This window comes from Cedecea colo (genome assembly GCF_011808225.1).
Lineage (GTDB): Bacteria > Pseudomonadota > Gammaproteobacteria > Enterobacterales > Enterobacteriaceae > Dryocola > Dryocola colo.
Genome location: NZ_SOYS01000002.1, coordinates 456,083 through 482,262, shown reverse-complemented (window position 1 = coordinate 482,262; position 26,180 = coordinate 456,083). Strand labels below are relative to the sequence as shown.

At 54.7% G+C, this 26,180-nt stretch carries 26 protein-coding genes; 13 read left to right on the top strand and 13 right to left on the bottom strand.

The window, feature by feature from the left end; translation table 11 throughout:
- Positions 1-103: 103 nt before the first annotated feature.
- Complete coding sequence (locus E2L00_RS06625; protein WP_167608710.1) at positions 104-877, top strand: SDR family oxidoreductase; 774 nt, start codon at positions 104-106, stop codon at positions 875-877.
- Here E2L00_RS06625 and E2L00_RS06620 read toward each other — a convergent pair.
- Positions 874-1,443, bottom strand: coding sequence for a DedA family protein (locus E2L00_RS06620; protein ID WP_167608707.1), 570 nt, complete (start codon positions 1,441-1,443; stop codon positions 874-876). The two genes, E2L00_RS06625 and E2L00_RS06620, sit on opposite strands and share 4 nt — an antisense overlap.
- 167 nt (positions 1,444-1,610) lie before the next feature.
- Between E2L00_RS06620 and E2L00_RS06615 the strand changes: the two genes are divergently transcribed.
- A complete protein-coding gene (locus E2L00_RS06615) occupies positions 1,611-2,198 on the top strand; it encodes a Yip1 family protein (protein WP_167608704.1) in 588 nt (195 codons plus the stop codon).
- A gap of 135 nt (positions 2,199-2,333) precedes the next feature.
- Positions 2,334-3,275 (top strand): D-alanyl-D-alanine endopeptidase, encoded by a 942-nt coding sequence (gene pbpG, locus E2L00_RS06610; RefSeq protein ID WP_167608701.1) that lies wholly within the window; start codon positions 2,334-2,336, stop codon positions 3,273-3,275.
- 49 nt (positions 3,276-3,324) lie between these two features.
- On the opposite strand, the gene E2L00_RS06605 is transcribed toward pbpG, so the two are convergent.
- Together E2L00_RS06605 and dld are read right to left on the bottom strand one after the other, a co-directional pair.
- Positions 3,325-3,876, bottom strand: a complete 552-nt coding sequence (locus E2L00_RS06605; RefSeq protein WP_167608698.1) for a GNAT family N-acetyltransferase — start codon at positions 3,874-3,876, stop codon at positions 3,325-3,327.
- A 118-nt stretch (positions 3,877-3,994) separates the two neighbouring features.
- A complete protein-coding gene (dld, locus tag E2L00_RS06600; protein ID WP_167608695.1) occupies positions 3,995-5,740 on the bottom strand; it encodes a D-lactate dehydrogenase in 1,746 nt (581 codons plus the stop codon).
- 198 nt (positions 5,741-5,938) lie between these two features.
- Here dld and bglX point away from each other — a divergent pair, with 198 nt between their 5' ends.
- From bglX to E2L00_RS06565, 7 genes are all read left to right on the top strand, one after another.
- The gene (bglX, locus tag E2L00_RS06595) at positions 5,939-8,236 is read left to right on the top strand and encodes a beta-glucosidase BglX (protein WP_167608692.1); all 2,298 of its coding nucleotides are present in this window, start codon (positions 5,939-5,941) and stop codon (positions 8,234-8,236) included.
- 554 nt (positions 8,237-8,790) lie between these two features.
- A complete protein-coding gene (locus E2L00_RS06590) occupies positions 8,791-9,054 on the top strand; it encodes a hypothetical protein (RefSeq protein ID WP_167608689.1) in 264 nt (87 codons plus the stop codon).
- A 97-nt stretch (positions 9,055-9,151) separates the two neighbouring features.
- Positions 9,152-9,439: a hypothetical protein gene (locus E2L00_RS06585; RefSeq protein WP_167607588.1), complete on the top strand. Its 288-nt coding sequence runs from the start codon at positions 9,152-9,154 to the stop codon at positions 9,437-9,439.
- Between the two features lie 406 nt (positions 9,440-9,845).
- Positions 9,846-10,757 (top strand): glycine betaine ABC transporter substrate-binding protein OsmF, encoded by a 912-nt coding sequence (osmF, locus tag E2L00_RS06580; RefSeq protein ID WP_167608686.1) that lies wholly within the window; start codon positions 9,846-9,848, stop codon positions 10,755-10,757.
- Positions 10,758-10,812: 55 nt separating this feature from the next.
- Entirely contained in the window at positions 10,813-11,970 is a 1,158-nt protein-coding gene (locus E2L00_RS06575) for an ABC transporter permease (RefSeq protein ID WP_236127686.1), read from the top strand.
- Positions 11,967-12,911: an ABC transporter ATP-binding protein gene (locus E2L00_RS06570; protein WP_167608680.1), complete on the top strand. Its 945-nt coding sequence runs from the start codon at positions 11,967-11,969 to the stop codon at positions 12,909-12,911. The genes E2L00_RS06575 and E2L00_RS06570 overlap by 4 nt, the downstream gene beginning before the upstream one ends.
- Positions 12,895-13,626 (top strand): ABC transporter permease, encoded by a 732-nt coding sequence (locus E2L00_RS06565; protein WP_167608677.1) that lies wholly within the window; start codon positions 12,895-12,897, stop codon positions 13,624-13,626. Before E2L00_RS06570 ends, E2L00_RS06565 begins: the two co-directional genes overlap by 17 nt.
- On the opposite strand, the gene E2L00_RS21555 is transcribed toward E2L00_RS06565, so the two are convergent.
- The 3 genes from E2L00_RS21555 to E2L00_RS06555 all read right to left on the bottom strand — a co-directional run bounded on the left by E2L00_RS21555 (position 13,607) and on the right by E2L00_RS06555 (position 15,816).
- Complete coding sequence (locus E2L00_RS21555; RefSeq protein WP_236127685.1) at positions 13,607-13,714, bottom strand: hypothetical protein; 108 nt, start codon at positions 13,712-13,714, stop codon at positions 13,607-13,609. The genes E2L00_RS06565 and E2L00_RS21555 overlap by 20 nt on opposite strands.
- Positions 13,715-13,773: 59 nt before the next feature.
- The gene (locus tag E2L00_RS06560) at positions 13,774-14,541 is read right to left on the bottom strand and encodes a MerR family transcriptional regulator (RefSeq protein WP_167608674.1); all 768 of its coding nucleotides are present in this window, start codon (positions 14,539-14,541) and stop codon (positions 13,774-13,776) included.
- Between the two features lie 150 nt (positions 14,542-14,691).
- Positions 14,692-15,816, bottom strand: coding sequence for a ribosomal protein uL16 3-hydroxylase (locus E2L00_RS06555; protein ID WP_167608672.1), 1,125 nt, complete (start codon positions 15,814-15,816; stop codon positions 14,692-14,694).
- 166 nt (positions 15,817-15,982) lie between these two features.
- On the opposite strand from E2L00_RS06555, the gene dinG reads away from it, so the two are divergent.
- Both dinG and ybiB read left to right on the top strand, forming a co-directional pair.
- Positions 15,983-18,154 (top strand): ATP-dependent DNA helicase DinG, encoded by a 2,172-nt coding sequence (dinG, locus tag E2L00_RS06550; protein WP_167609654.1) that lies wholly within the window; start codon positions 15,983-15,985, stop codon positions 18,152-18,154.
- 146 nt (positions 18,155-18,300) lie between these two features.
- The gene (gene ybiB, locus E2L00_RS06545; protein WP_167608669.1) at positions 18,301-19,269 is read left to right on the top strand and encodes a DNA-binding protein YbiB; all 969 of its coding nucleotides are present in this window, start codon (positions 18,301-18,303) and stop codon (positions 19,267-19,269) included.
- A 158-nt stretch (positions 19,270-19,427) separates the two neighbouring features.
- On the opposite strand, the gene ybiJ is transcribed toward ybiB, so the two are convergent.
- On the bottom strand, positions 19,428-19,688 hold the full coding sequence (gene ybiJ, locus E2L00_RS06540; RefSeq protein WP_167608667.1) for a DUF1471 family protein YbiJ: 261 nt from the start codon (positions 19,686-19,688) through the stop codon (positions 19,428-19,430).
- Positions 19,689-20,051: 363 nt separating this feature from the next.
- On the opposite strand from ybiJ, the gene E2L00_RS06535 reads away from it, so the two are divergent.
- Positions 20,052-20,879: a helix-turn-helix domain-containing protein gene (locus E2L00_RS06535; RefSeq protein WP_167608664.1), complete on the top strand. Its 828-nt coding sequence runs from the start codon at positions 20,052-20,054 to the stop codon at positions 20,877-20,879.
- A 74-nt stretch (positions 20,880-20,953) separates the two neighbouring features.
- Here the strand turns inward: E2L00_RS06535 and E2L00_RS21550 are convergent, their stop codons facing one another.
- The 6 genes from E2L00_RS21550 to E2L00_RS06505 all read right to left on the bottom strand — a co-directional run bounded on the left by E2L00_RS21550 (position 20,954) and on the right by E2L00_RS06505 (position 26,180).
- Positions 20,954-21,103: a PTS sugar transporter subunit IIB gene (locus E2L00_RS21550; RefSeq protein WP_236127684.1), complete on the bottom strand. Its 150-nt coding sequence runs from the start codon at positions 21,101-21,103 to the stop codon at positions 20,954-20,956.
- Positions 21,104-21,125: 22 nt separating this feature from the next.
- Positions 21,126-22,571, bottom strand: coding sequence for a leucyl aminopeptidase (locus E2L00_RS06525; protein ID WP_167608661.1), 1,446 nt, complete (start codon positions 22,569-22,571; stop codon positions 21,126-21,128).
- Positions 22,568-23,536, bottom strand: a complete 969-nt coding sequence (locus tag E2L00_RS06520; protein ID WP_167608658.1) for a glycosylasparaginase — start codon at positions 23,534-23,536, stop codon at positions 22,568-22,570. Before E2L00_RS06520 ends, E2L00_RS06525 begins: the two co-directional genes overlap by 4 nt.
- Positions 23,537-23,543: 7 nt before the next feature.
- Positions 23,544-24,857, bottom strand: coding sequence for a PTS cellobiose transporter subunit IIC (celB, locus tag E2L00_RS06515; protein WP_167608655.1), 1,314 nt, complete (start codon positions 24,855-24,857; stop codon positions 23,544-23,546).
- Between the two features lie 256 nt (positions 24,858-25,113).
- Positions 25,114-25,374 (bottom strand): DUF1471 family periplasmic protein McbA, encoded by a 261-nt coding sequence (gene mcbA, locus E2L00_RS06510; RefSeq protein WP_167608654.1) that lies wholly within the window; start codon positions 25,372-25,374, stop codon positions 25,114-25,116.
- A gap of 179 nt (positions 25,375-25,553) precedes the next feature.
- Positions 25,554-26,180, bottom strand: coding sequence for a flavin reductase family protein (locus E2L00_RS06505; RefSeq protein WP_167608653.1), 627 nt, complete (start codon positions 26,178-26,180; stop codon positions 25,554-25,556).

Sequence of the window (26,180 nt, the reverse complement as noted above, 5' to 3'; positions counted from 1 at the left end):
TCGCGATAGGGATTGACGGCGCCATTGCTAAGGCCCGGCGTAAGGCTCCGCCGGAGGAAGCTATACTTAGTTTTCTGTTTTTAATGTTGTCCGGGAGGTGATGATGAGTACGGCTAACAAAGTGGTTATCGTAACGGCGTCGGATTCTGGTATCGGCAAAAAATGCGCGTTGATGCTGGCTGAACAGGGTTATGACGTAGGAATTACCTGGCATTCGGACGAGCAGGGTGCGGAAGAAACGGCGCGGGAGGTTCGCGGCCTGGGGCGGCGGGCTGAAACTGTTCAACTCGACTTAAGTAATTTACCTGACGGGGCGGCTGGCATTGACGAGCTGATAAGCCGCTTCGGGAGAATCGATGCTCTGGTGAACAACGCTGGCGCAATGAGTAAAAAACCCTTCCTGGACGTCACGCTGGACGAATGGCGTAAGTTGTTTACCGTTGACGTAGACGGCGCATTTTTATGTTCGCAAAAAGCGGCGCGCGCTATGGTTCAGCAAGGAAGCGGAGGGCGGATTGTGAATATCACCTCTGTCCATGAACACACGCCGTTGCCGGAAGCCTGTACCTATACCGCCGCAAAACATGCGCTGGGCGGGCTGACCAAATCAATGGCGATGGAGCTGGTTCAGCATAACATCCTGGTAAACGCCGTTGCGCCCGGGGCTATCGCCACCCCGATGAACAATATGAACGAGGGAGAAGGTAAACATACTGAACTACCGGAAGTCCCGCTTGGTCGATTTGGCGAGACGGAAGAGATAGCAAGCCTTGTTGCCTGGCTGTGTTCAGGTAGTGCCAGCTACACTACCGGACAGTCGTTTATCGTTGACGGGGGCTTTATGTTGGCCAATCCCCAGTTCAAACCCAAAAGCTAGTCCCGATCTTTGTTCTCGCGGCGTTTAAACCAGTAGCGGGCAAGCCAGACCAGGGCGACAACGATAACCAGCCAAATCCAGCGTTTAATATACTGATCGAGGCTGTGCAGCCACGGACTTATCACCTCGCCCCCTACGTATCCCAGCGAGGTGAACAGGGTTGCCCAAATCAGCGCGCCCGCGATATTCAGCGGCAGAAATATTTTCGGCGGCAGGCGGCTGGCGCCGATTAATAGCGGTCCGATAACACGAAAGCCGTACATAAAGCGCGTGCCGATCACAAACAGATAAGGATGGCGATGGATAAGATTCTGGGCCCTGGTGATTTTTTTCTGGTGTTTACTCAAGCGTGCAAGCAACGAATCGCCAAAGCGTCTTCCGATCAGATAAAGCAGCTGGTCGCCAATCATGCCGCCCAGCGCCACGGAAATGACCACCAGAGAGAATCTCAGCAGCCCCTGATGTGCCGCCACCCCACCGAGTAGCGTGATCGTTTCCCCTTCCGCCATGCTGCCCAGCACCAGCGCCGCATAACCGTAATGCTCAATTAAATTGTTGATATCCATGAGACTCCAAAATACTCCTTATGGTTAACACCTTTAAAGCATACAACCCCACGGCTCGTCCGTAGCTAAACGAGGCAGATAAATTAGCACGATTAAAAAACAATCTAACGGTGTGCATTATAATTAGGGTGCTGCTTACACTTTGGATCGCTATGACAGGAGGCCCTATGAACCATGTCTGGGGATTGCTATCCCATCCTAATCGTGAAATGCAGGAAATTAAGCGCGAGAACGAAACGGTCTCGCATCACTACACGCATCATGTTTTGCTTATGGCGGCCATCCCGGTTATTTGCGCCTTTATCGGCACCACGCAAATCGGCTGGAATTTTGGCGATGGCACCTTCGTTCGGCTCTCAATGCTTACCGGTTTTTTTCTCGGCGTGCTGTTCTATGCGCTGATGCTGGCCGGCGTGGCCGTCATGGGCCGCGTTATCTGGTGGATGGCAAGAAATTATCCGCATCGCCCGTCGCTTGCCCGGTGCATGGTGTTTGCCGGTTATGTGGCGACTCCCTTGTTCTTAAGCGGCGTGGTTGCGCTATACCCGCTGGTCTGGCTTTGTGTTGCGGTGGGTGCGGCGGCGCTGGTCTACACGGGTTATCTGCTTTATGTTGGTATTCCTGAATTCCTGAATATTAATAAAGAGGAAGGGATGAGCTTCTCCAGCTCCACGCTCGCCATCGGCGTACTGGTGCTGGAAGTGCTGCTGGCGTTGGCCGTCATCCTGTGGGGTTACGGGTATCGCCTGTTTTGACATCAGGTTACGATTCTCCAGTAGCCGTTTCCCGAGGCGTCAGAGTATTATGCTGGCGCCTCACTTATTTCATTCATCATCTGAACGTGAGTAGTGGCAAATATCACACTCCAGAATAATTACAGAAGCGCCACCATGCCGACAAAAATCCGTCTATCACTGTTCAGCCTTGCGCTGATGGTAACCGTGCCTCTGGCACCGCAGGCCTTTGCGAGCAAGACCGTAACGCCTGCCAGCAGCGGGCAAGAGATCGCTTCTGGCAGCGCCATGATTGTCGATTTGCAAACCAATAAGGTGGTGTACTCCAGCCATCCGGATCTGGTGCGTCCGATTGCTTCCATCACCAAATTAATGACCGCCATGGTGGTGCTGGATGCGCATTTACCGCTGGATGAGATGCTGAGCGTGGACATCAGCCACACGCCAGAGATGAAGGGGATTTACTCCCGCGTGCGCCTGAAGAGTAAAATCAGCCGTAAAAATATGCTGCTGCTGGCGCTGATGTCTTCGGAAAACCGTGCCGCGGCAAGCCTCGCGCACCACTATCCTGGCGGCTATGATGCGTTTATTCGCGCGATGAATGCGAAGGCAAAATCCCTTGGTATGAGCCACACCCGCTATGTGGAACCAACAGGTTTATCGATAGATAACGTTTCCACCGCGCGCGATCTCACCAAGATGCTGATTGCCTCGAAAAACTATCCGCTGCTTGGTCAGTTGAGCACGACTAAAGAGGATATGGCGACCTTCAGCAACCCGCCGTATACGCTGCCGTTCCGCAATACCAATCATCTGGTCTATCGCAATAACTGGAGCATTCAGCTAACGAAAACCGGCTTTACCAATAACGCCGGGCACTGCCTGGTGATGCGCACCGTGATTAACGATCGGCCGGTGTCGCTGGTCGTGCTGGATGCGTTCGGTAAATATACCCACTTCGCGGATGCTAATCGCCTGCGATCCTTCCTGGAAACCGGGAAAATAACGCCTGTTCCGTCTTCCGCCCTTAGCTATAAAAAGCAAAAAGCGGCGCAGATGGCGAGCAATGCTGCGGCAGGTAACGCGCAGGAAGATTGAGTTATAAAGGTTGCAGGTCGGGTAAGCGTTAGCGTCACCCGACAACAACTCAGGGGGCGCTCCAGTCCCCTGTGTTAAGCGGGCGCTGCATAATTAACGTATCCCGCCAGTCGCCCAGTTTGAACCCCACGCTGCGTAAATTTCCCACGACTTCAAAGCCGAATTGTTTATGCAGACGGCACGAACCGGTATTTTTTTCTCCGTCACCGATGATAGCAATCATTTGTCGCCAGGGGCCTTCTTCGCAGCGGTTAATCAGCGCGTTCAGCAGTTCGCTGCCGATGCCGCGCCCGGTCATGCTGGCATCGATATAAACAGAATCTTCGATGGTAAAACGATACGCGGGACGAGGACGATAAACGGTGGCGTAGCAGTAACCCACCACGATCCCATCATAATGCCCAACCAGCCACGGCAATCCCTGTTCGCGGATGTAGTGTAAACGTTCTCTCATTTGTAATTCGGTCGGGGGAGTTTCTTCAAAAGAGCCGCGACCATGGAGGACATGCCATTCATAAATGGCGGTAATAGCAGGAATATCGTCGAGCGTAGCTTCACGAACATCTAGCCGCGCGAACGGTAATGTTTCGACCACTGACATTTTCGAACCTCTGCGCTGGGATGCGGGCGGGAAAGATGTTCCCCGCCCTTATTATTCGCTAATTTAGTACTAAAAATGGGCGAAAAATAGTCCCCATTCTGGCAGTTGACGACAAGTTTTAGTGCGGATCATGCTGGTGTGTATGGCTGCAAACGCTCTCATCCCACCACTTATGCTTAGTGGTCCTGCCAATCCCCGGATTCATGCTATTTGTAGGATCATTTGCTTTATAAAATCGTTTTAATGTTTCTGGCGCTTCGTATAAATGACCAACGTTGTGCTCCGCCGGATATTGCGCGCCACGTAAACGAAGCAATTCAAGCATTTGCTCTTTAAGCGCATGCGCGTCCACACCTTTCTTCACGATGTAGTCCTGGTGGAAAACATGGCACATAAAATGGCCGTAATACAGGCTGTGGCTAATCTGGCTGCTGATTTCCGGCGGCAGCTGTTCAAACCAATCCCGATCGTTACGGCGCAGCGCAATATCCAGCGCCAGAATATCTTCCACTTCATCGGCATGAACGGCGTGATAGCGCACGGCAGCGCCCGCGGCAGCAAAGCGATGCAGGAACGCTTTGGCACCTTCTTCAGGTGTACAGGCAAAAAATGCGCCTTCCGCCTGCTGGAAATAGTGCTCAAGCCAGGTACGCGCTTCCGCAATACCTTCTCCGGACATTTTCAGCAGCAGATGATGTTCGTATTTATCACGCCAGGATTTCATCCGCGGCGGAAGATGGCGCGGGAAAAGGGCATTAAAGCGTTGTAAGGCGCGGTCGGTAAAGTGCGGTTTAATAAAAGGAACTTTCTCCAGCGCAGCGTCCACACGGCCTTTCACGGTAAAGAAGAACGGCATTTTGTCGGTGCCGAGCTTGTCGATCATCATAAAGGTGTCTTTGCCATAGACCTCGGCGATATCGTAGATATCACGGTGCATATATTCACCTGCAACCGGCAGGTTTTTGAAATTCGCCAGAATGTGACGGCGGATTGCGGTCAGCACTTCAGGCTTATTGGTGCCGATGTAAAACACTTCATTTTGCTTTTCGGCGACAAACGTATCGAGACGGACGGCGAATACCGCAAGCTTGCCTGCGCAGCCGGAAGCTTCAAACAGGCGGCTTGGATCGGCATTAAAACGCGATGGCGTATCGGCATCAACATCGCGCACGCGCCCGGCATAATCGTGGTCTGAAGCCTGACGGTTATCGTGCAGGATGTCCTCTGGCTTAATTCGCTCGTCGTCGAGTTTGCTGAGAATTTGCTCAGGCGTGGCGCCCAGCTCAATGCCCAGATGATTCACCAGCGTTAGCTTACCTTGTTCATCGATACGGGCATAAAGCGCCATTTCGGTATAAGCCGGACCGCGCTGTACCAGCGAACCGCCGGAGTTGTTGCAGATGCCGCCAATGACCGACGCGCCGATACATGAAGAGCCAATCACTGAATGGGGCTCACGTCCGAGCGGTTTAAGCGCTTTTTCAAGTTGGTAAAGCGTGCTGCCGGGGAAGGCCAGAACCTGCTTGCCGCTATCCAGAAGCTGTAACTTGTCGAGGCGCAGGGTGCTGATAATGACGATATCGCGATCGTAATCATTGCCGTTTGGCGTTGAACCTTCGGTCAGGCCGGTGTTGGCGGCCTGCATCAAAATAATTTTATCGGCGGCCACGCAGGCGCTTAGCACGCGCCACAGTTCAATAAGCGAGCCGGGAAACACCACGGCCAGCGCCTCGCCCTGGCCGGAGCGGAACCCTTTGCGGTAGCGCGCGGTTTTTGCCGCGTCTGTCAGAACGTGTTGACTACCAAGCAGGCGATTCAATTCATTTATAAAGGTTTGTTTAGCAGAATGCGCAGATAAGGGCATGATCCCACTCCTTGTGATGGCACAAAAATTCTCGTTTTCAATGATAGTCGCAAAACACTTATCAATACTCTGAAATGTTCGAAAAATCAGCGTTTAACACCGGAGCCGCTCTTCTTACCCGCGTAACGATGTGGCACACTGCTCTCCTTATCATAATGTGCTGCCCGCGCGGGCGGCTTGAGCAAGAGAGTAAATCCCATGAAATGGCTCTGTTCTGTAGGTATCGCGGTTAGCCTCGCACTGCAACCGGCGCTGGCCGAAGAGATGTTCGGTCCGCATCCGTTGACGCCGCAAGCGCGTGATGCGTTCGTCACTGACTTGCTGACAAAAATGACCAATGACGAGAAAATCGGTCAGCTACGTTTAATCAGCGTCGGGCCTGATAACCCAAAAGAAGCCATTCGTGAGATGATCAAAGACGGGCAGGTTGGGGCGATTTTCAATACCGTCACCCGCCACGATATCCGCATCATGCAGGATCAGGTGATGAGCCTCAGCCGCCTGAAAATTCCTCTGTTCTTTGCCTACGACGTGGTGCACGGACAGCGCACGGTATTCCCCATCAGCCTTGGTCTGGCTTCCTCCTTTAATCTTGAGGCGGTAAAAACCGTTGGCCGCGTTTCAGCTTATGAAGCAGCGGACGACGGCCTGAATATGACCTGGGCGCCGATGGTAGATGTGTCCCGCGATCCGCGCTGGGGCCGCGTGTCCGAAGGTTTCGGCGAGGATACTTATCTGACATCCATTATGGGCAGCACCATGGTAGAGGCGATGCAGGGCAAAAGCCCGGCGGATCGTTATTCGGTGATGACCAGCGTAAAACATTTCGCGGCCTATGGCGCAGTCGAAGGCGGGAAAGAATACAACACCGTGGACATGAGCCCGCAGCGCCTGTTCAACGACTATATGCCTCCTTATAAAGCCGCGCTGGACGCGGGCAGCGGCGGGGTGATGGTGGCGCTGAACACCATCAACGGTACGCCGGCCTCTTCCAATAGCTGGCTGCTCAAAAATCTGCTGCGGGATGAATGGAACTTTAACGGCATCACCATTTCTGACCATGGCGCTATCAAAGAGCTTATCAAGCACGGCGTAGCAAGCGATCCGAAAGACGCGGTGCGCGTGGCGCTGAATTCCGGTATCAACATGAGTATGAGCGATGAGTTTTACAGCAAATATCTGCCGGAGCTGGTAAAAAGCGGCGCGGTACCGCAGGCGGAACTGGATGATGCCACTCGTCACGTGCTGAACGTAAAATACGATATGGGACTGTTTAACGATCCGTACAGCCACTTAGGGCCGAAGGAATCCGATCCGGAAGACACCAACGCGGAAAGTCGCCTGCATCGTCAAGAAGCCCGTGAAGTCGCGCGTGAAAGCCTGGTTTTGCTGAAAAACCGTCTGCAAACCCTGCCGCTGAAAAAGTCAGGTACTATCGCGGTGATTGGCCCGCTGGCCGACAGCAAGCGTGACATGATGGGCAGCTGGTCTGCGGCAGGCGTTGCCGACCAGACCGTCACCGTGTTGCAGGGCATCCAGAATGTCGTGGGTGATAAAGCGAAAGTTGTTCACGTTAAAGGCGCGAATATCACCGACCAGAAAGACATCGTCGACTTCCTGAACCAGTACGAACCGGCGGTGCAGGTAGATCCACGCACGCCAAAAGAGATGATCGATGAGGCGGTAAACACCGCGAAAAACTCAGACGTTGTGGTCGCGGTTGTCGGTGAAGCGCAGGGCATGGCTCATGAGGCATCAAGCCGTACCGATCTGGTATTGCCGCAAAGTCAGCGCGATCTTATCGCCGCGCTGAAGGCGACCGGCAAACCGCTGGTGCTGGTGCTGATGAACGGGCGACCGCTGGCGCTGGTAAAAGAAGACCAGCAGGCTGATGCGCTGCTTGAGGCCTGGTATGCAGGTACCGAAGGCGGTAACGCTATCGCCGATGTGCTGTTTGGCGACGTCAACCCGTCCGGTAAGCTGCCAATGTCCTTCCCGCGTTCTGTTGGTCAAATCCCAACCTGGTACAGCCATCTGAACACCGGGCGTCCGTATAACCCGGAAAAACCAAACAAGTACACTTCCCGCTACTTTGACGAAGCGAACGGCCCGCTTTATCCATTTGGCTACGGGCTGAGCTACACCACCTTCACCCTGTCTGACGTAAAAATGTCCGCGCCATCCATGACGCGCGACGGCAAAGTGGAAGCTACCGTAGAAGTGAAAAACACCGGCGAGCGTGAAGGCGAAACGGTGGTGCAGATGTATCTGCAGGATGTCACCGCGTCGATGAGCCGTCCTGTTAAGGAGCTGAAAGGCTTTAAGAAAGTGCTGCTCAAGCCGGGCGAAACCCAGAGCGTCAGCTTCCCGATTGATATCGAAGAGCTGAAATTCTGGAACGCGGAGATGAAATATGACGCCGAGCCCGGCAAATTTAACGTGTTTGTTGGGCTGGATTCCGCTCGTGTGAAACGTGGCGAGTTTGAACTGAAGTAAATTCCAGTAACGTTATCCAGACTACGTTCAAAACCGGTTGGTTTAATCTGAACGTAGTCTGGCTCCGCATAATTCCCCTCTGTTTTAAAAGCTGCCGTTGGGTTTTTCCTTGAGGCAGGGCATTCAATGATCATTAAATATTTTGTCTTGTGACGATATTTTATATTTATCGCATAGATCATCATAACGCATCTTTACTTTTATCATTCTTATAAAGGTAAACTGAATTTTTATTTTGCGTTTCCAGGCGATAGAGATGTGTGAATAGGTTTTAACGGCTGTTTAATTGTCGGTAACTGCTTTTTCCGATCGCGATATTTATTTTTTTATCTTAACTTATATGAATAAGGCATTGAACGTAGGGCAAGGCGTTAAATATGGACAGCATCTTTTTCCTGTAATTAAAACATGTTACAACTTATCGCGCAGTTTTGATGATGGCTGCATAACAAAATGGTTACGGGGATTATACGAAATAAATGTAACTATTTACTTCTAAATCAGCACGTTAAACGATTAAGGAGCAACGACGAAAGAGTTGAATAAGGCAGAGCTTGAGCGAGTTTCAGGTGCAGGTTTTTTGCCGCTCTGTCGGGGTCCAACAGGGAACTATTGGTAATATTGTTGACGCCGGTGCGGCAGCAGGAAGTTATAACCTCGATATGAAAGATGCGGCAACAGCGTTGGGTAAAGGTGTCGGCAGCCTCTTTACGATGAATTTTAAGGAGGCATACAGGCGGATTAGCAAAGGCATTGCAGGCATCATGGGATACCGCCTTTTAGCTTTAAGTTTGCCCTGCGCCATACAACTCCTTTAAGCTTTTATAACGCAACGCTGACATATAGCGACTAATAACCAGTTATGGGGAAAAATATTTTTTATTTTAAAACCATAACGCTCACAACTGAGGATAAATGACGATGAAAGAATTAAACGCAGCAGAAATTGAACAGGTATCCGGCGCGGGTATTTTTGCAGATATCGCTGGGGCAATCGGTGGCGCTATTGGCGGTATTGTTGATGCCGGTACGGCACTGGGTGGGCTTAATACAAACGCAACGGATCCTGCAACAACGCTGGGCAAAGGTATCGGCAGTATTTTTGAATTAAATTTTATCGGGGCTATCTCACAGATAGGCACCGGTATTACCGGCATTGTTGAGTTTGGTATTGATGTAGTATCGCAGCTTAAGAATCGTTAAGCTCAATTTGTGGCGCACGGCCTGCGAGCCGTGCGCTTTTTATTGTCATCTCAAACCCCGTGCCGGGTGCATGATAATCGTACGGGCCTCGCGCAGTCTCATGATGCTGGCTATTATGTTTGGACACTGAAGTGCATAGTCGGATAAGGATTAACCCCACCCTGGCAGGTTATAAATCTCAGCCGCTTTCCTGAGCAACGTGCCGTTAAATCGGACCTCCCCATGCCGCTTACGTTGAAGATATGGCGATAAAGCCAGGCAGAATCAGCAATAGCGCAAGTTACGCTTCTGCAACAACCGTTTCGCATAATATGTACTTTTATATGCTTTCCCTGAGTTGTTAAACTCGGCTATCCTTTTTGTGACCTCCTGATTTTTAAGCAAAGAACAACAACGAGGAATCACCATGAATTTATCAGCGCGTTGGGGTATGGCAGGATTACTGATGCTGGCGGCGGGTGCGCAGGCGGCCGGGCCGGTAAAGGTTGGCTCCAAAATTGATACCGAAGGCTCTTTGCTGGGCAATATCATTTTGCAGGTGCTGGAAAGCCACGGCGTGAAAACCGTGAATAAAATACAGTTAGGGACCACGCCAGTGGTGCGCGGCGCAATCACCTCGGGTGAGCTGGATATATATCCGGAATACACCGGCAACGGCGCATTCTTCTTTAAAGATGACAACGATCCGGTGTGGAAAAACGCGCAAAAGGGTTATGACAAAGTAAAGCAGCTCGATGCTGAGAAGAATAAGCTTGTCTGGCTGACGCCTGCGCCGGCGAACAATACCTGGACCATCGCGGTGCGCAAAGATGTGGCGGAGAAAAACAAACTTGCTTCGCTTAGCGATCTCAGCGCCTGGCTGAAAAAAGGCGGTGAGTTTAAGCTTGCGGCTTCCGCTGAATTTATCGAGCGCCCGGATGCGCTGCCTGCCTTTGAAAAGGCCTACGGTTTTAACCTCGATCAGAAACAGTTGCTTTCCCTCGCGGGCGGCGACACGGCGGTAACCATCAAAGCGGCAGCTCAGCAAACCTCCGGCGTGAATGCGGCGATGGCTTACGGCACCGATGGTCCGGTGGCGGCGCTCGGCCTGCAAACGCTAAGCGATCCAAAAGGCGTGCAGCCGATATATGCGCCAGCGCCCGTTGTGCGTGAGGCGGTGCTGAAAGATTATCCGCAGCTGGATGAGTGGCTAAAACCAGTCTTTGCGTCTCTTGACGAGAAAACCCTGCAACAACTGAACGCCAGCATTGCGGTGGAAGGGCTGGATGCCAAAAAAGTGGCGGCTGACTACCTGAAGCAGAAAGGTTTTGTGAAATAGACAACCCAGGTCGGGTGAGCGAAATGCCGCCCGACAAAACTAACAGGAAGTGAGTTTGCTTAAAATCCATAACCGCGTACTGCTGCTGCTGGTGCTTTTGCTGGTAGCAGCAGGCGGAGTTCTTCCTTTTATTAATCACGCCGCAAACCGGCTGGTATCGGGGGAACCCATGGTACTTAGCCAGTTGCCTGACCATGCGCTTTTACTGCTTGCCCTTCCCACGGTTATTCTGGCTGGTTTAATCCTTGTTCCCACGCGCCGCATCCCGCTGTTTCTGACGTTGTTTGTTGCTGAGGCGATATTTATCGCGGCGCTGGTGTTGATGGGCAAAACGGCAAGCTGGTTTGCCCAGGAAGGCAGTAGCGTTGCCCGCACGTCCCCCGGCAGCGGTCTCTGGCTGGGGCTGGCGCTCTGCCTGCTGATATGCGCCGACGCGATTAATCGTCTGACCCCGAAAGCGCTATGGCGTTTGCTGCTTAATCTACAAATCTGGATAGTGCCCGTCGCCTTGCTGCTGAGCGGGTTTTTTGCCGAGCTCTCTTTACTCAAAGAATATGCCAACCGGCAGGACGTTTTCGATGACGCACTGAGCCGCCATCTGGCGCTATTGCTGGGAACGTTGGTTCCGGCGCTGCTGATTGGCGTGCCGCTCGGGGTATTTTGCTATCAGCGTCCGTCCTGGCAACCATCCGTATTCTCCGTGCTTAACGTGATTCAGACCGTTCCCTCCGTAGCGCTCTTTGGCCTGTTGATTGCGCCGCTGGCGGGGCTTGCCAAATTAGTGCCCTGGCTTGGCACGCTAGGCATAAGCGGCATCGGGGTGACGCCTGCATTAATTGCGCTGGTGCTTTATGCGCTGCTGCCGCTGGTTCGCGGCGTTGTCGCAGGTTTGCAGCAGGTTCCGCGTAATATTATTGAAAGCGCCGAAGGCATGGGGATGTCGCGGCGGCAAATATTCTGGCGGGCGGAAGTCCCGCTGGCGATGCCCGTGCTGTTGCGAAGCCTGCGTGTGGTTTGCGTGCAAACCATCGGCATGGCGGTTATTGCTGCGCTAATCGGCGCGGGAGGATTTGGCGCAATTATCTTCCAGGGCTTGCTGAGCAGCGCGCTGGATTTGGTGCTGCTGGGTGTGATCCCGGTGATTGCGCTGGCCGTCATGCTGGACGCGCTTTTTAAACTGCTAATCTCGTTACTTGAGGCGAAACAGCCATGATCGAATTTGACCATGTCAGTAAATACTTCCAGGGAGAAGCGGCGGTTAAAGATCTGTCGTTAACTATCCGCGAAGGAGAGTTCACGGTGCTGATTGGCACGTCCGGCTCAGGAAAATCCACGACGCTGAAAATGATCAACCGGCTGGTGGAGCACGACGAAGGGAGAATTCGCTTCGCGGGTGAAGAGATTCGTAATTTTGATGCCAGGGCGCTGCGCCGCCGGATGGGCTACGCGATTCAGTCCATCGGCCTGTTTCCCCACTGGAACGTGGCGCAGAACATCGCCACGGTGCCGCAGCTTCTGAAATGGCCGAAGGCGCGAATTGAGACGCGAATTGATGAGCTATTAGATTTGCTCGGCCTGGACGCCGCGCAATTTCGCGAGCGTTACCCGCATCAGCTCTCTGGCGGACAACAGCAGCGCGTTGGCGTAGCCCGTGCGCTGGCAGCCGACCCGGAAGTTCTGCTGATGGATGAACCCTTCGGCGCGCTCGATCCGGTAACCCGTGCAGCGCTTCAGCAGGAGATTGTGCGCATCCACCATCTGTTCGGACGCACCATTGTGCTGGTCACGCATGATATCGAAGAAGCGCTACGGCTGGCGGATCGCATTGTTCTTATGGATGGCGGACAGATTATTCAGCAGGGAACGCCGCTGGCGCTGCTGACTAACCCGGCCAATGATTTTGTGCGGGATTTCTTTGGCCGCAGCGAGCTTGGCCTGCGGCTGCTGTCGTTACGCCAGGTCGTTAACAGCTTGCGCGCCGATGAGCGTATTGCAGGTGAACCTATTAAGGCGGATCTGAGCCTGCGCGAGGCGCTGTCGTTGTTTGTTGATCGGCAGTGCCAGCAACTACCGGTGGTGGACGAAAAGGGCGAGGCGTGCGGCGTGCTGCATTTCAGCGATCTGGTGCGAGGTGAACATGCGTCGGGTAGCTGATCCGCTGCTGTGGCTGTTGGCCCTGTTTATCGCGCTGCTTTTTTTGATGCCTTATACCGGGGCATTGTTTAGCTGGCTGTTCCCCGAGCTTGCAAGGCCGCTGTACCAGCAGGACAGCTTTATCTCGCTGGCCCTTGCGCATCTGACGCTGGTGGCGGTTTCAAGCCTGGTAGCGGTGGTAATTGGCGTAGGGCTGGGCATTGCGGTAACGCGTCCCGCCGGGCTGGAATTTCGCTCGCTGGTGGAAACGATAACCGCCGCAGGGCAGACATTCCCGCCCGTTGCCGTGCTGGCGATTGCCGTGCCTGTCATGGGTTTCGGACAGCAGCCGGCGATTATCGCGCTGGTGCTTTATGGCCTGTTGCCGATATTACAGGGTACGCTGGCAGGCATTGGCGCGGTGCCGGAAGCGACGCGAGAAATCGCTTCTGGTGCGGGTATGAGCCGCTGGCAGGTGCTGCGCAAAGTTGAGCTGCCGCTGGCAGCCCCGGTGATCCTGGCGGGGGTGAGGACGTCGGTGATCGTTAACATCGGCACGGCGACAATTGCCTCGACGGTGGGAGCCAATACGCTCGGCTCGCCCATCATTATCGGCCTGAGCGGTTTTAACACCGCTTATGTGCTTCAGGGGGCCATACTGGTGGCGCTGGCGGCGATAGTTACCGACCGCCTGTTTGAACGCCTGTTACGTTACATTACGCGCCATGAAGGATAACGATGTAACCCACAAGTATCACGCCGCCAATTCCGCCGATGGCCATCACCAGCATGCCACCGACGATGGCAATTTTAGACAATTTCATTTTTCGCTCCCAATGTGACGGGGGCGATTATAAAGCGAAGCTGTCTGGTTAATGAACCTTTAAATGCCTTCGGTGATGCGGGTGGGCTCCCGACCAGCGCTATTAAGCGGGAAGACGGGCAGCCCGGCGCAGCGCCACTGCTCCAGCTGATTAAGCTGCTGGTCGCTAGGCGTCTCGCCGCACCACACCAGAATTGTCTGCCGCGGGAAAAGTTCGGGCCGCACGCTGCTTAGCGGGTGTGCCAGCACATCAACGCGCCAGCCTTGTTGAATCGCCATCCAGGCCGCCATCCATAAACGCGTGGTGTCCGATGTGTTCCAGCCAATCAAAAGTGCGTCTTTGCCGCTGTGTTTGCGCGCTGAGGCAAGGCACTGCGCAATATAGTTAATCAAGGCGCCGTCAAGCAGGCTTAATAGCGTATTAAGCGTAACCTGCTGGCATTGCAGGCGGCGACGCAGCGGAGTATAAAGCTGCATCACCAGCGTTTCCGCGGGGTAATCGCGCCCGATATCGGCAATCCAGCCGCGTAGCCGAGCGGGGTTGCCGCCCTGCAGATGACGCAGCAACTCTTCCTGCCGTTCACGCCAGCCTGTATCCAGCGCTTTTTCATCTTCGCTGAGCAACGCTTTGACTTTGCTGACCTGCACGCCGTTTTCAATCCAGCGTTTGATCTCGCGAATACGGTCAATATCCGCATCATCAAACAGGCGATGCCCGCCGTCGGTGCGCTGTGGTTTCAGCAATCCGTAACGCCTTTGCCAGGCGCGCAGCGTGACGGGATTGATATCGCAAAGCTCAGCTACTTCACCAATGGTATAAAGCGCCATGATGTCCCCAAAGCCAGTCCGGGAAGTCCCCATTTAACTGTAGACAGTGCAGCTGACTCTGGGAAGTTTTGCTGATTTTTTCTGCGCGGGATGGTTCAAATTTTCAGGGCGAATAAGCACAGGCACCTCCCGCCCCAAAAGCCGCTGGCATTAGTTCTCGAAATACCAGTAACCCTGGTTTACCAGCCCGGTCAGCACCGCCATGAAGGAGCGGTCCTGCAACGCTGAACCCAGCTCGTTGCGGCTAATTATCGCGTGGCGACAAAGCGCGTCGGCTGCGCTCAGGTTCGATGCCGCCAGCGGTTCGCCGTTTACAAAAAAGTTGTCGCCGACGTTCAGCACGCGCAGGCCGCTCAGGCGAGTCAGGCTATCGCCCTGAAGCAAAGCATCAAGGATTTCTGTCCGTGCATATGGCGGCTGCGCAGGAGCAATATCCAGCTCGTGACGCGGCGTGGTGGCAAAACGTCCGAACCACTGTCGGAAATCTTCCGGCTGGTTGATAACCTCCATCATCATGCTGCGCAGCCTTTCCAGCTCGTAGTCTTCCACTTTGCCCGGATGTTCACGCAGCGTCAGATCGGGATCGCTGTAATGTTCATTACCCAGATCGTTTTCCAGCGCATAGTCGGCAAAGCTGCTGATCAGATCGCGGCCATTTGGTCCACGAAAACCAACGGAATAGTTAAGAGCAGTTTTATGCGTAAAGCCGTCGTGCGGGAAGCCTGGCGGGATATAAAGAATATCGCCCGGCGCAAGATCTTCATCGATAATTGGCGTAAACGGGTCAACGTGCAGCAGTGCCGGGTGCGGGCAAAACTGACGCATCGGGAGCTTATCGCCCACGCGCCAGCGGCGGCTGCCCATCCCCTGGATAATAAACACATCGTACTGATCGATATGTGGCCCAACGCCGCCGCCCGGTACGGAGAAGGAGATCATCAGATCGTCCAGACGCCAGTCCGGCAGCACGCGGAAAGGACGCACCAATTCGGCAGACGGCTCATGCCAGTGGTTGACGGCCTGCGCCAGCAGCGACCAGCCCGTCTCCCCCAGATTATCGAAATCCTCAAACGGCCCGTTGCTGGCATGCCACTGCCCGTCTTCGCTATGGCTGACGAGGCGGCTGTCCACCTCAGGTTCCATGGCCAGACCCGCCAGCTCGTCCGGCGTAATAGGATCGCTAAAATCCGGAAAGGCATTTTTCAATACAACCGGCTGTTTTTGCCAATATTTCTTCAGAAATTCTTGCCAGTCTAAGGTGAGTTGATAAGCCATAGTTTTATACCAGTGGGAAGAGGGACGAATGATTATAGAGAGAGGCCGCGCGTCACCGCTTTGTCATTGGTCAAGGCCGGGTGGATGACGTAAAAACAAAAAATTATGCCGCCCGCCTGCGAAAAGTGGGACAATAGTGGCTGTTTATACAGTAGAAGTGGTGCTCATGGCTTTGTCCCCGGCGCAAAAAGCGCAAATCGCCGCCTGGTATAAGGCGCTACAACAGCAGATTCCGGACTTTATTCCGCGTCCCCCGCAGCGGCAGATGATTGCCGAAGTGGCGAAAACGCTTGCGGGCGATGAAGGGCGTCACCTGGCGATTGAAGCGCCAACGGGCGTGGGCAAAACGCTCTCGTACCTGATTCCGGGCATCGCCGTTGCGCGCGGGGAGCAAAAAACGCTGGTGGTCAGCACCGCAAACGTAGCGTTGCAGGATCAAATCTTCAGTAAAGACCTGCCGCTGCTGCGCAAAATTATCCCCGACCTGAAATTTACCGCCGCCTTCGGACGTGGACGCTATGTCTGCCCGCGCAATCTGGCGGCGTTAGCTACGGATAACCTGGCGCAGGGAGATCTGCTCGCCTTCCTTGACGACGAGCTGGCTCCCGCCAGCAAGGATGAACAGCAGCGCTGTGCGAAGCTGAAAACCGAGCTGGATACTTACAAATGGGACGGGATACGCGATCATAACGCTCAGGCCATCGACGACGATCTCTGGCGAAGGATGAGCACGGATAAAGCCAGCTGCCTTGGCCGTAACTGCCACTGGTATCGCGAATGCCCGTTTTTCGTGGCGCGCCGCGAAATCGACGAGGCGGAAGTGGTGGTGGCTAACCACGCGCTGGTGATGGCCGCTATGGAAAGCGAGGCTGTTCTGCCGGAAGCGAAAAACCTGCTGCTGGTGCTTGATGAAGGCCACCATCTGCCGGACGTTGCCCGTGACGCGCTGGAAATGAGTGCAGAAGTCACCCCCGGCCACAGCCGCCTGCAGCTCGATTTGTTCTGCAAACTGGTGGAAACCTGCATGGCGCAGTTCCGCCCGAAAAGCCCGCCGCCGCTCACCTCGCCGGAGCGTCTGACTAACCATTGCGATGAAATACACGAACTGCTCAGCTCGTTTTGCGGCATCGTAAAATTATGGATGCCGGGCGAGTATGAAAGCGAGCACCGTTTTGAAATGGGCGTGCTGCCTGAAGAAATCATGGCTATCTGCCAGCGTCTGGCGAAATTAATGGAAGGCTTACGCAGCCTGGCGGAAGCGCTGCAGGGCGATCTGAGTGAAAAAACCGGCAGCCATGACGTGGTGCGCGTGCATCGGGCCCTGCTGCAAATGAACCGCGCGCTGGGCTATTTCGAATCCCAAAGCAAGCTCTGGCGGCTTTCCGCTATGGAGAAGGCGTCCGGCGCACCGGTTTCCAAGTGGGTAACGCGGGAAAACAGGGAAGGGCAGCCACATCTGTTCTTCCATTGCGTAGGCATCCGCGTAAGCGATCAGCTGGAAAAGCTAGTCTGGCGTAACGTGCCGCATGTAATTGTTACTTCGGCCACGCTGCGTTCGCTTAATAAATTCGACCGGCTGCAAGAGATGAGCGGCCTGCGTGAAAAAGCGGGCGATCGTTTTATCGCGCTGGATTCGCCGTTTAATCATATCGATCAGGGCAAGCTGGTTATCCCGCAGCTTACGGTTGAGCCAACCATGGAAAACGAACCGCAGCATATCGCTGAAATGGCGGCATTTTTCCGTGCTGAACTGGCAAAAGGCGAGCACAAAGGCATGCTGGTGTTGTTTGCCAGCAACCGCGCCATGCAGCTGTTTCTTACCCACGTCACCGACCTGCGCCTCACCTTGCTGGTGCAGGGCGACCAGCCGCGCTACAGGCTGGTGGAACTGCATCGCAAGCGCGTGGAGCAGGGGGAAACCAGCGTGCTGGTCGGGCTGCAATCTTTTGCCGAAGGGTTAGATTTAAAAGGCGACCTGCTAAGCCAGGTGCATATTCATAAAATCGCTTTCCCGCCGGTAGACAGCCCGGTGGTCGTGACGGAAGGCGAGTGGTTAAAAAGCCTCAGACGCTATCCTTTCGAGGTGCAGAGTTTACCTGCCGCCTCATTTAACCTTATCCAGCAGGTAGGGCGTTTAATTCGTAGTCATGGCTGTTACGGCGAGGTCGTTATTTATGACCGCCGCCTGCTGACCAAAAATTACGGTCAGCGTTTGCTGGGCGCTTTGCCGGTGTTTCCTATTACCCAGCCGCCCGCGCCTGCGGCTAAACTGATTAAAGCGGCGCCTGAAAAGACAGGGCGGCGTAAACGTGTGAGCAAAAAACACCCGGCAGGCTGAGGGTAAACCTCATGCCTTTGAGATAAAAAAATATCTCACCGTAAAAATAATACGGAAAATCGATTTATTGATTTTCGGCAGATCAATCGCAAAGAGGGGAAAACCACGCTTTTTCCTTCTTTGTCAGGAATCTCAGGGGAGTTGAAATGGACTATCGTAAAATCATAAAAGAGATAGGGCGCGGCAAGAACCACGCCAGAGATTTAGATTTTGACACCGCGCGCGGCTTGTATACCCATATGCTTAACGGCGCGGTACCGGAGCTTGAGCTTGGCGGCGTGCTTATCGCGCTGCGCATTAAAGGCGAAGGCGAGGCCGAGATGCTGGGCTTCTACGAAGCGATGAAGCAGCATCTTATCTCCCTTACGCCGCCGGTAAACAAACCGATGCCGATAGTAATCCCCTCTTATAACGGCGCGCGCAAGCAGGCAAACCTGACGCCACTGCTGGCGATGCTGCTTAATCGTCTGGGCTATCCGGTCGTGGTGCATGGCGTAAGCCACGATCCCACCCGCGTGCTGACGGAAACTATTTTTACGCTGTTGGGAATCGAGCCAACGCTGCATGCGGGCCAGGCCCAGGCGAAGCTCGAATCGCATCATCCGGTTTATATGCCGATTGGCGCGCTGTGTCCGCCGATGGAAAATCAGCTTGCCATGCGCTGGCGGATGGGCGTTCGCAACAGCGCGCATACGCTGGCGAAACTTGCTACGCCGTTTGCAGAAGATGCCGCGCTGCGTCTTGCCAGCGTTTCCCATCCGGAATACGTGCCGAAAGTGGCGCAATTCTTTGCCGAAATCGGCGGGCGCGGCCTGTTAATGCACGGTACAGAAGGCGAGGTGTATGCTAATCCGCAGCGCTGTCCGCAGATAAGCCTGATTGATGGCCAAGGCGCGCGGGTGCTAAGCGAAAGGCAGACGCAGATGAATAGTGAAGATATTGCCCTGCCTGCGACAAAAGATCCGGAAATTACCGCGCGCTGGATTGAACGCTGTGTGGCAGGCGTGGAGCCGGTTCCTCAGTCGCTAAAAACGCAAATGGCCTGCTGTCTGGTGGCAACCGGCGAGGCGCAGACGCTGGAAGACGGGTTTGCCAGAGTAGAGCAAACGTTCTAGCCCGGCGTGCAGGCAAAAAAAAGCCTGCGGTAAAGGCCGCAGGCAACAAGGGTAACATCAAGGGTCGAACAAAGGTCGGAGCAGGGCTCCAGATGAGGGTTAAATCAAAGCAATACAACATTTCACAGGGATAAAAATTTAACGCTTTGCTTTACAATTTATTTGTAGATAACCGCGGTGCCGCTCATTTTGTCGTTGGAGGTAGCAGAGGTAATCGCATACGCTTTTGCGCCCGCCTGTTCCGCTTTAAGAGCCAGCTGTGCTTCCAGCCCATCCAGCGTTGTGGCACCGTGCGCGGAAACCACACCTGCTTTATTCATGTTTTGTGCCTGAGCAGGGCTGACGGCCTGGACGGCGAAAGCGCCGAAGGAAAGCGTTGAAAGAGCGATAGCGGCAACAGCATATTTGATGGTTTTCATGGTTAATCTCTCGCTGGTTATTCTGTCAGGGTGACGTTTTTCCGTCGATGTGATTATGATCACACTTTTTAGCAGAGCATTAAATCGAAGAGAATTGACCGCCTTGTTCAAAAAATTTGAATTTAAGATAACCTTTTGAAATTAGTGATGATTAGCCTGCAAATTATCAATACCGCGAGTGTTATCTTCTCCCCGCCTCGTTTAGCGCATCTTTTGCTACTCTTTTTCATATTGCTGGTCGCACCTGATAAGCAACCGCTTGCGCACGCTTTTTACTCAGGATGCGGCACTTTTCGCTGAAAGCCCGGCGGCGAACTTTTATAATGAAGTTCTTTATTTATCAGCCTATTTAGATGAGGTTCGATGGAGATTAAGCTGCACTCCAACGCGACAACGACGCCGCGTACCCGGAAATACATTCAGGACTCAAGAAAAACTGACGCAGAGCTTGCGGAAGAGCTGAATATCTCCGTCGATACCGTGCGCCGCTGGCGCAAGCGGGATGACTGCTATGACAAATCTCATCGCCCAAACACCATTCATCGGGCGTTAAGCCGCGAACAGGAGGCCATTCTGGTCTTCCTGCGTCTGCGTCTTGCGCTGTCGCTGGACGAACTGGTTGAAGCGGCGCGCCTGCTGGTTCAGCAGGGAATTTCCCGAGCGAGCATCAGCCGGGTGCTGCAAAACTGGCAGGTATCGCGCATCGGCAAGCCGGACTTAACGCAGGATCCAGGCCATCTGCGGCTGGATGCCTTCCCGCTGCCGGAAACCATCAGCCATAAGCAGGGCGCGCTGCTGGTGTTCAGCGATGCCGTTTCTGGCTATCTGGCGGTGGCACTGCGCGAGCGGGATGAGCACCAGTCGCTTGAGGCGCTGGTGGGCTTTTTGCAAAACGGTCTGCTGCTGCCGGTTCTGTCGCTCACCGCGCATCCTTCAGCGCTGGCGCAGAAGCTGTCGCAGGAGCTTGCCGTTCCTTTACGTACTGCGGAAGAAGAAAGCTGGCTGGCTGAAGCTGCGAAAGGGGATTTCCAGCAGCCGCTGGAAGCGATACTCAACGGCGAGCGTTTTGATAAGCGGCTTGGGCTCGGGGCGGTGCTGCTGGAGTTTGAGGACCTGCTGAATCTAAGGATTATACGCAGCCGGCTGAAGAATCTCACCCCGGCCGCGTGGCTAAAAACGCGGCAGGCATAAGCCGCAGCGCGTGGTCGAGGAATTTCCCCCCGTTGACCACGGCGTAATCCATCATGTTAATCGTCTCTACCCGCTTATTGAGCGGCTCGGCAATCTTCTGGCACTCCGCCAGCTTGCGGACCAGGTAGCGCACAGCCGTAGGTTGCGATAGCCGTTTTAAACTCCTGCACGCCTTTGGCGGCAATCTCAACGTCCAAATCGCGTTTGGCCGCGGCTTCCTGCATGCGTTTTACTACGGGCTCTTTTTCATCGTTGGTTTCCTTCGCAAAGCGTTAGCAAATACTGCGTGAGCAGATGGGCGGGGCGGCCGGAGGCCTGGGTAAATTTGTCCCGGCTTAGCGCGGTGCCGCTGACATCGAGATGCGCCCACGGCGTTTGATGGCAAAACTTGCTCAGGAACTGGGCCGCTGAAACCGCAATGGCGGCGTTGTTCGGCGGCGTGTTAGTCAGGTCGGCAATGTTGCTCTTCACCTGTTTATCAAAGCTTTCATCGAGCGGCAGCGGCCAGACTCTGTCCTGGGTTAGCGCCGCGGCCCGCTGGATTTGTTCCTCAAGCGTGTCCGAATTGCTCATCATGCCGCTGATGTCGTAGCCCAGGGCTTTAACCACCGCGCCGGTGAGGGTGGCAACGTCAACCATGGCCGCAGGCTTAAAGGTTTGCGCAGCGTAGCTGAGCGCGTCGGCGAGCACCAGACGGCCTTCCGCATCGGTATTGATGATTTCCACGCTGTGCCCCGCGTGCGAACGAACCACGTCGCCGGGGCGCATCGCGCTATCCGTCGGCATGTTTTCGGCCAGCGCCATAACCGCTACAACGTTGAGCGGCAGGTTTAGCGCCTTCACTGTTTCGAGCAGGCCAAAGACCACCGCCGCGCCGCACATATCATATTTCATGGTGCTCATACCTTCGCCGCCTTTGAGCCACAGCCCGCCGGTATCGAAGGTAATGCCCTTGCCGACAAAAGCATAGGCTGGGGCGTTTTCCCCGGCTCCCTGCCAGCGCAATGTGACCAGGCGTGGCGGATTGCGGCTCCCTTTGCCGGTGGCGAGCAGGCAGCCCATGTGCTGGCGCTCAATCTCTTTTTCATCCAGCACTTCGCAGAAGGTTTGCGGATGCTCGCTCGCCCAGGCCATTGCCCGCTGCGCCACGGTTTCAGGCGTGCAGTCGCTGGCTGGCAGATCGGCAAGCTGGCGGGAGAGCAGCATTCCGTCGGCAATGGCCTGCGTCTGGTTAACAAGCCGTCTGGCTTCTGGTGAATGATTCCCCAGCAGCCAGAGCTGCCCGGGGCTTTGGTGTTCATCACGACGATAGCCAAGCTGCGGCAGCTGGTAGAAGCGATTCAGGATGGTCAGCAGCAGCGCGCGCAGGCGAATAAAGGTTGTTTCATCGGCCAGGTCGAAGCCGGAAATATCCAGCGCTACGGGCTGGGCGACGGGTGAAGGAAGCAGGGTGGCGATGCTTTCCGTCAGCTTACGCAGCGTTGCGGGCTGGTGCAGCCTGGCATCCGACAGCAGGCTGAGCGTCTGGCAGGCATCCCGCAGACCAAAGCGGCAGGTTTGCACCTCATCGGCCTGCGCCATCTCTTTGAGCAGAGGCTGGAGCGCATCGGGCCAGGCCGCCGGGTTAGATTTCCACAGCAGCAGATGTGCGTTCGTCAGGGACGCATTTGGTTGAGAAAGGGAACATTTCATTGGATGACCTCCGCCGTGATGCGTTGTTGATAGGCTTCCAGCCAGGCGCTGTCTGCCGGGCGAATCAGCGTGTGCTTACCGTCGCGTGCGGTGAGGAAAACCGCCGCAGGCTGGGACGGAGTGGCTACCGAAAAGGAGAAGTTATCAATTGTCGTGGCGACACCGTATTCGCCGCGGGCGTTCATACAGACTACCGACAAATCCCCTGCGCGCCCGAAGCGGCTAATCAACCGCGTTTCCAGGTCATAAACGGCCGATTCTGCGGCCTGCTGGGGCGACATGCCGCGTCCCATGCGGCTGACAATTTCATAGCTGATGCAGCCTTTCATCAGGTCCTCGCCAAGGCCCGTGGCGGTGGCGGCGCCAATTTGGCTGTCGGCGTAGAAGCCGGAACCGGAAACCGGCGAGTCGCCCACGCGGCCCGGGCGCTTCATAAACAGGCCGCTGGTGGAGGTGCCAACGCAGAGGTTTTGCTGCGTATCGAGGGTGATAACGCCTACCGTATCGTGGCCGGTGTAGGGGCTCAGGCCGCGGTCTAACGTTTCACGCTTGCGCTTCAGGTAGTGGTTTCGCGCGCGTTCGGTCAGCATCTCTTTGCGCTCAAAACCCTGAGCCTGCGCCCATTCTTCCGCTCCGCCTCCAACCATAAAGCTGTTAAAACGCTCGCGGCTAAGGGCCTGCGCCACCAGGATTGGGTTTGCGATATTGCGCACGCCGGCGACGGCGCCGATCGCGAGGCTGGTGCCGTCCATAAAGGCGGCGTCCAGCTCGACTTCCCCGCGTTCGTTGGGCAGGCCGCCAAAGCCTACAGATTTGTAGAATGGATAATCTTCAACGCATTTCACCGCGTGGATGGCCGCTTCACCAGCTGCCTTGTTTGCCTGCAACAGGTTTGCCGCCTCGGACACGCCTTCCCAGGCCATGCGCCAGGTGGCAATTACGCCCCAGTTTGCTGATAAGGTCATGTTGTACTTACTCCGTGACTGAGGTGTTTTTATATTCTGATTCAACGGCCGGGGTTTCGCTGGCCCGGTACTGCTTATCGACAACTTTCAGGAACGGCAGGTAAATCACCGCGCCAATCGCCAGGTTAATGAGCTGGATAACCGCGCCGCTCAGATGGCCGGTGACGATAAATCCGCTGAGTACCGGCGGCAGCGTCCACGGGATATAAACCCCGGTGGTAGTGGCGACCAGCCCAACCGACATCGCGATGTACTGCACGGTGACCAGCACCAGCGGCACGAGGTTGAAGGGGATCAGCATGATCGGGTTCATGATGACGGGCAGGCCGAACAGCACCGGCTCGTTGATATTGAAAATTGACGAACCCGCCGCGAGGCGAGAGACATTCTTAATGTGCTGGCTGCGGGCAAAAAGCAGCATAGCAATCACCAGAGACAAAGTTGCCCCCGCGCCGCCCATCCAGATCATGTCGTAGAACTGCTCCGTCACCACATGCGGCGGCACCAGGCCTGCCTGGGTGGCGGTGAGATTTTCCATCTGATTCTCCATCCAGAAAGGACGCAGAATGCCGTTCACCATCGAACCGGAGTTGATGCCGACCGACCACAGGCTGGTAATGCTAAAGCAGGTAAACAACGCACCCACGTAGGAGGTGCCGAAGTGGCGAATCGGCGTCGCCAGCACTTGATAGATGAACTGGTGGATGGTGTTGTAGTGCGTGTGGGCAAACAGCACGCGAACCGCCAGGGCAATCACCAGAATCAGCAAAGAAGGAATGAGCGCCGCAAACGATTTTTGCACCGCAGGCGGCACGCCGTCCGGCATGCGGATCACCCAATTCTGGCGCAGCATCCAGGCGAACAGCTCGGTGGAGCCTAGCGCGCCGAGCATGGCGACAAATAGCCCTTTCGAACCCAGCCATTCCAGCGGGATCAGGCCGCCAATTTCGGCGTGCTTGCTAAAGGGCGTCAGGATCAGGAAGCAAGAAAGCGAGAGGATACCAGACGACATTTTGTCGATATCGTAGCGTTCCCCCAGGCGGTAGGCGACGAGGAAGGAGATAAAGACCGCCATGGTGGAGAAAATGGCGTTGAATGGAATTTCAACGGTTGCCGACCAGCCTTCGCCGAATATCGAGGCCATAAACGTCTGGTAGGCCTGGCTTGGAAAGGAGGAGATAACCAGAAGAATCGAGCCGACAATAATAAAAGGCATAAACGAGATGTAGGCGTCGCGGATGGCGCCCAGGTGGCGCTGCTGTGCCATTCTTCCCGCCAGCGGCATCAGCCGGGCTTCGATGGCAGTCATCAGGTTTTTCATGTTATTGCCGCTCCATAGGTAATCAGACGATACAATTTTTCTGTAGCATTACCTTAAGCTTTGTTTGGCGGCAAGAAAGTGAGTTGATTCACAGTTGTTTAAATGAAGTATCAAGTGATTGCTTACAGGATAAAGGCGGTCGTACCGGTGTTTCAGGCTTGTAGAAAAGCGGCAAGGAGATAAAAAAACGGCTCTTCGCATGGAAAAGCCGCTTAGGGTAGTTTCACTTTTGTCATCATGCTTCTTGCCGGGAAGGTTATTTATAAATGGTGGCGGTGCCGTACATATGGTTGTCGTCGCCGGCGGAGTTAATTACAAAACCTGTGGCGCCTTGTTCTTTCGCTTTTTCAGCCAGTTTGTCCTGCAACTCGTCAAGACTATGCGCGTTGTTAGCGGAAACGGTGCCTGCCGCGCGGAGCTGGCCGGTTTGGTTATCCATCATTTCCTGCGCCGCCTGAGCAGCAAAGGGAAGAGCAGCAAGAGTGATAACCGCGGAGAAATACAGCAACTTTTTCATCATCACATCCTCATAAGCTTCTGGGGGTTGATTAAAATTCCATCAACACTAAAAGTGTAGGAGGAAAGTGCTAATAAAAGAGCGCAAAAAATTGATTGAGTTATACGTGTTTTTTGAACGACATATGCTGACAAAAAGCTTACAAATCAGCCACGTAAAGGCGGCTGATTTTGCTTGATTTATCGTGCATCCGGGCGGATTAAATCAAAACGGTGAGAGGCTTCGATGGTGTAATAAGCCGATGGGCCACCGGCTCGCAGTACGGGATTTGCCAGGGCGGTCTGATAAATCCCGTCCCTGAGCAGGCTTTCATCGATGTGTACCGCGACGACCTCGCCCAGAACCAGCCAGGTATCAATTGCCACGCCGTCCGCAGAGGTGAGCTGGATACACTGCGAGAGGCGACACTCGAAGTTAACCGGGCTTTCTGCTACCAGGCTCGCCTTCACTTTACGGCCCGGAACCGCTGTTAAACCCGCGTGGACAAACTCATCTTCTCCGCGCGGCAGCGTTGCGGAGGTCTCGTTCATCTGTACCGCAAGTTCGCGGGTCGTGAGATTCCAGACGAATTCTTTGGTATCGAGAATATTCTGCACGCTGTCTTTCCAGCCGCTGCTGGCAAAGCCGATAATCGGTGGGCGATAGTTAAAACAGTTAAAAAAGCTGTAAGGCGCCAGGTTGCGCTGGCCTTGCGGATTAACCGAGGCTATCCAGCCAATCGGACGCGGCCCGATAATGGCGTTTAGCGGGTCGTGCGGCAACCCATGGCCGGACGCAGGTTCGTAGTAATACCTTTTCGCAGACAT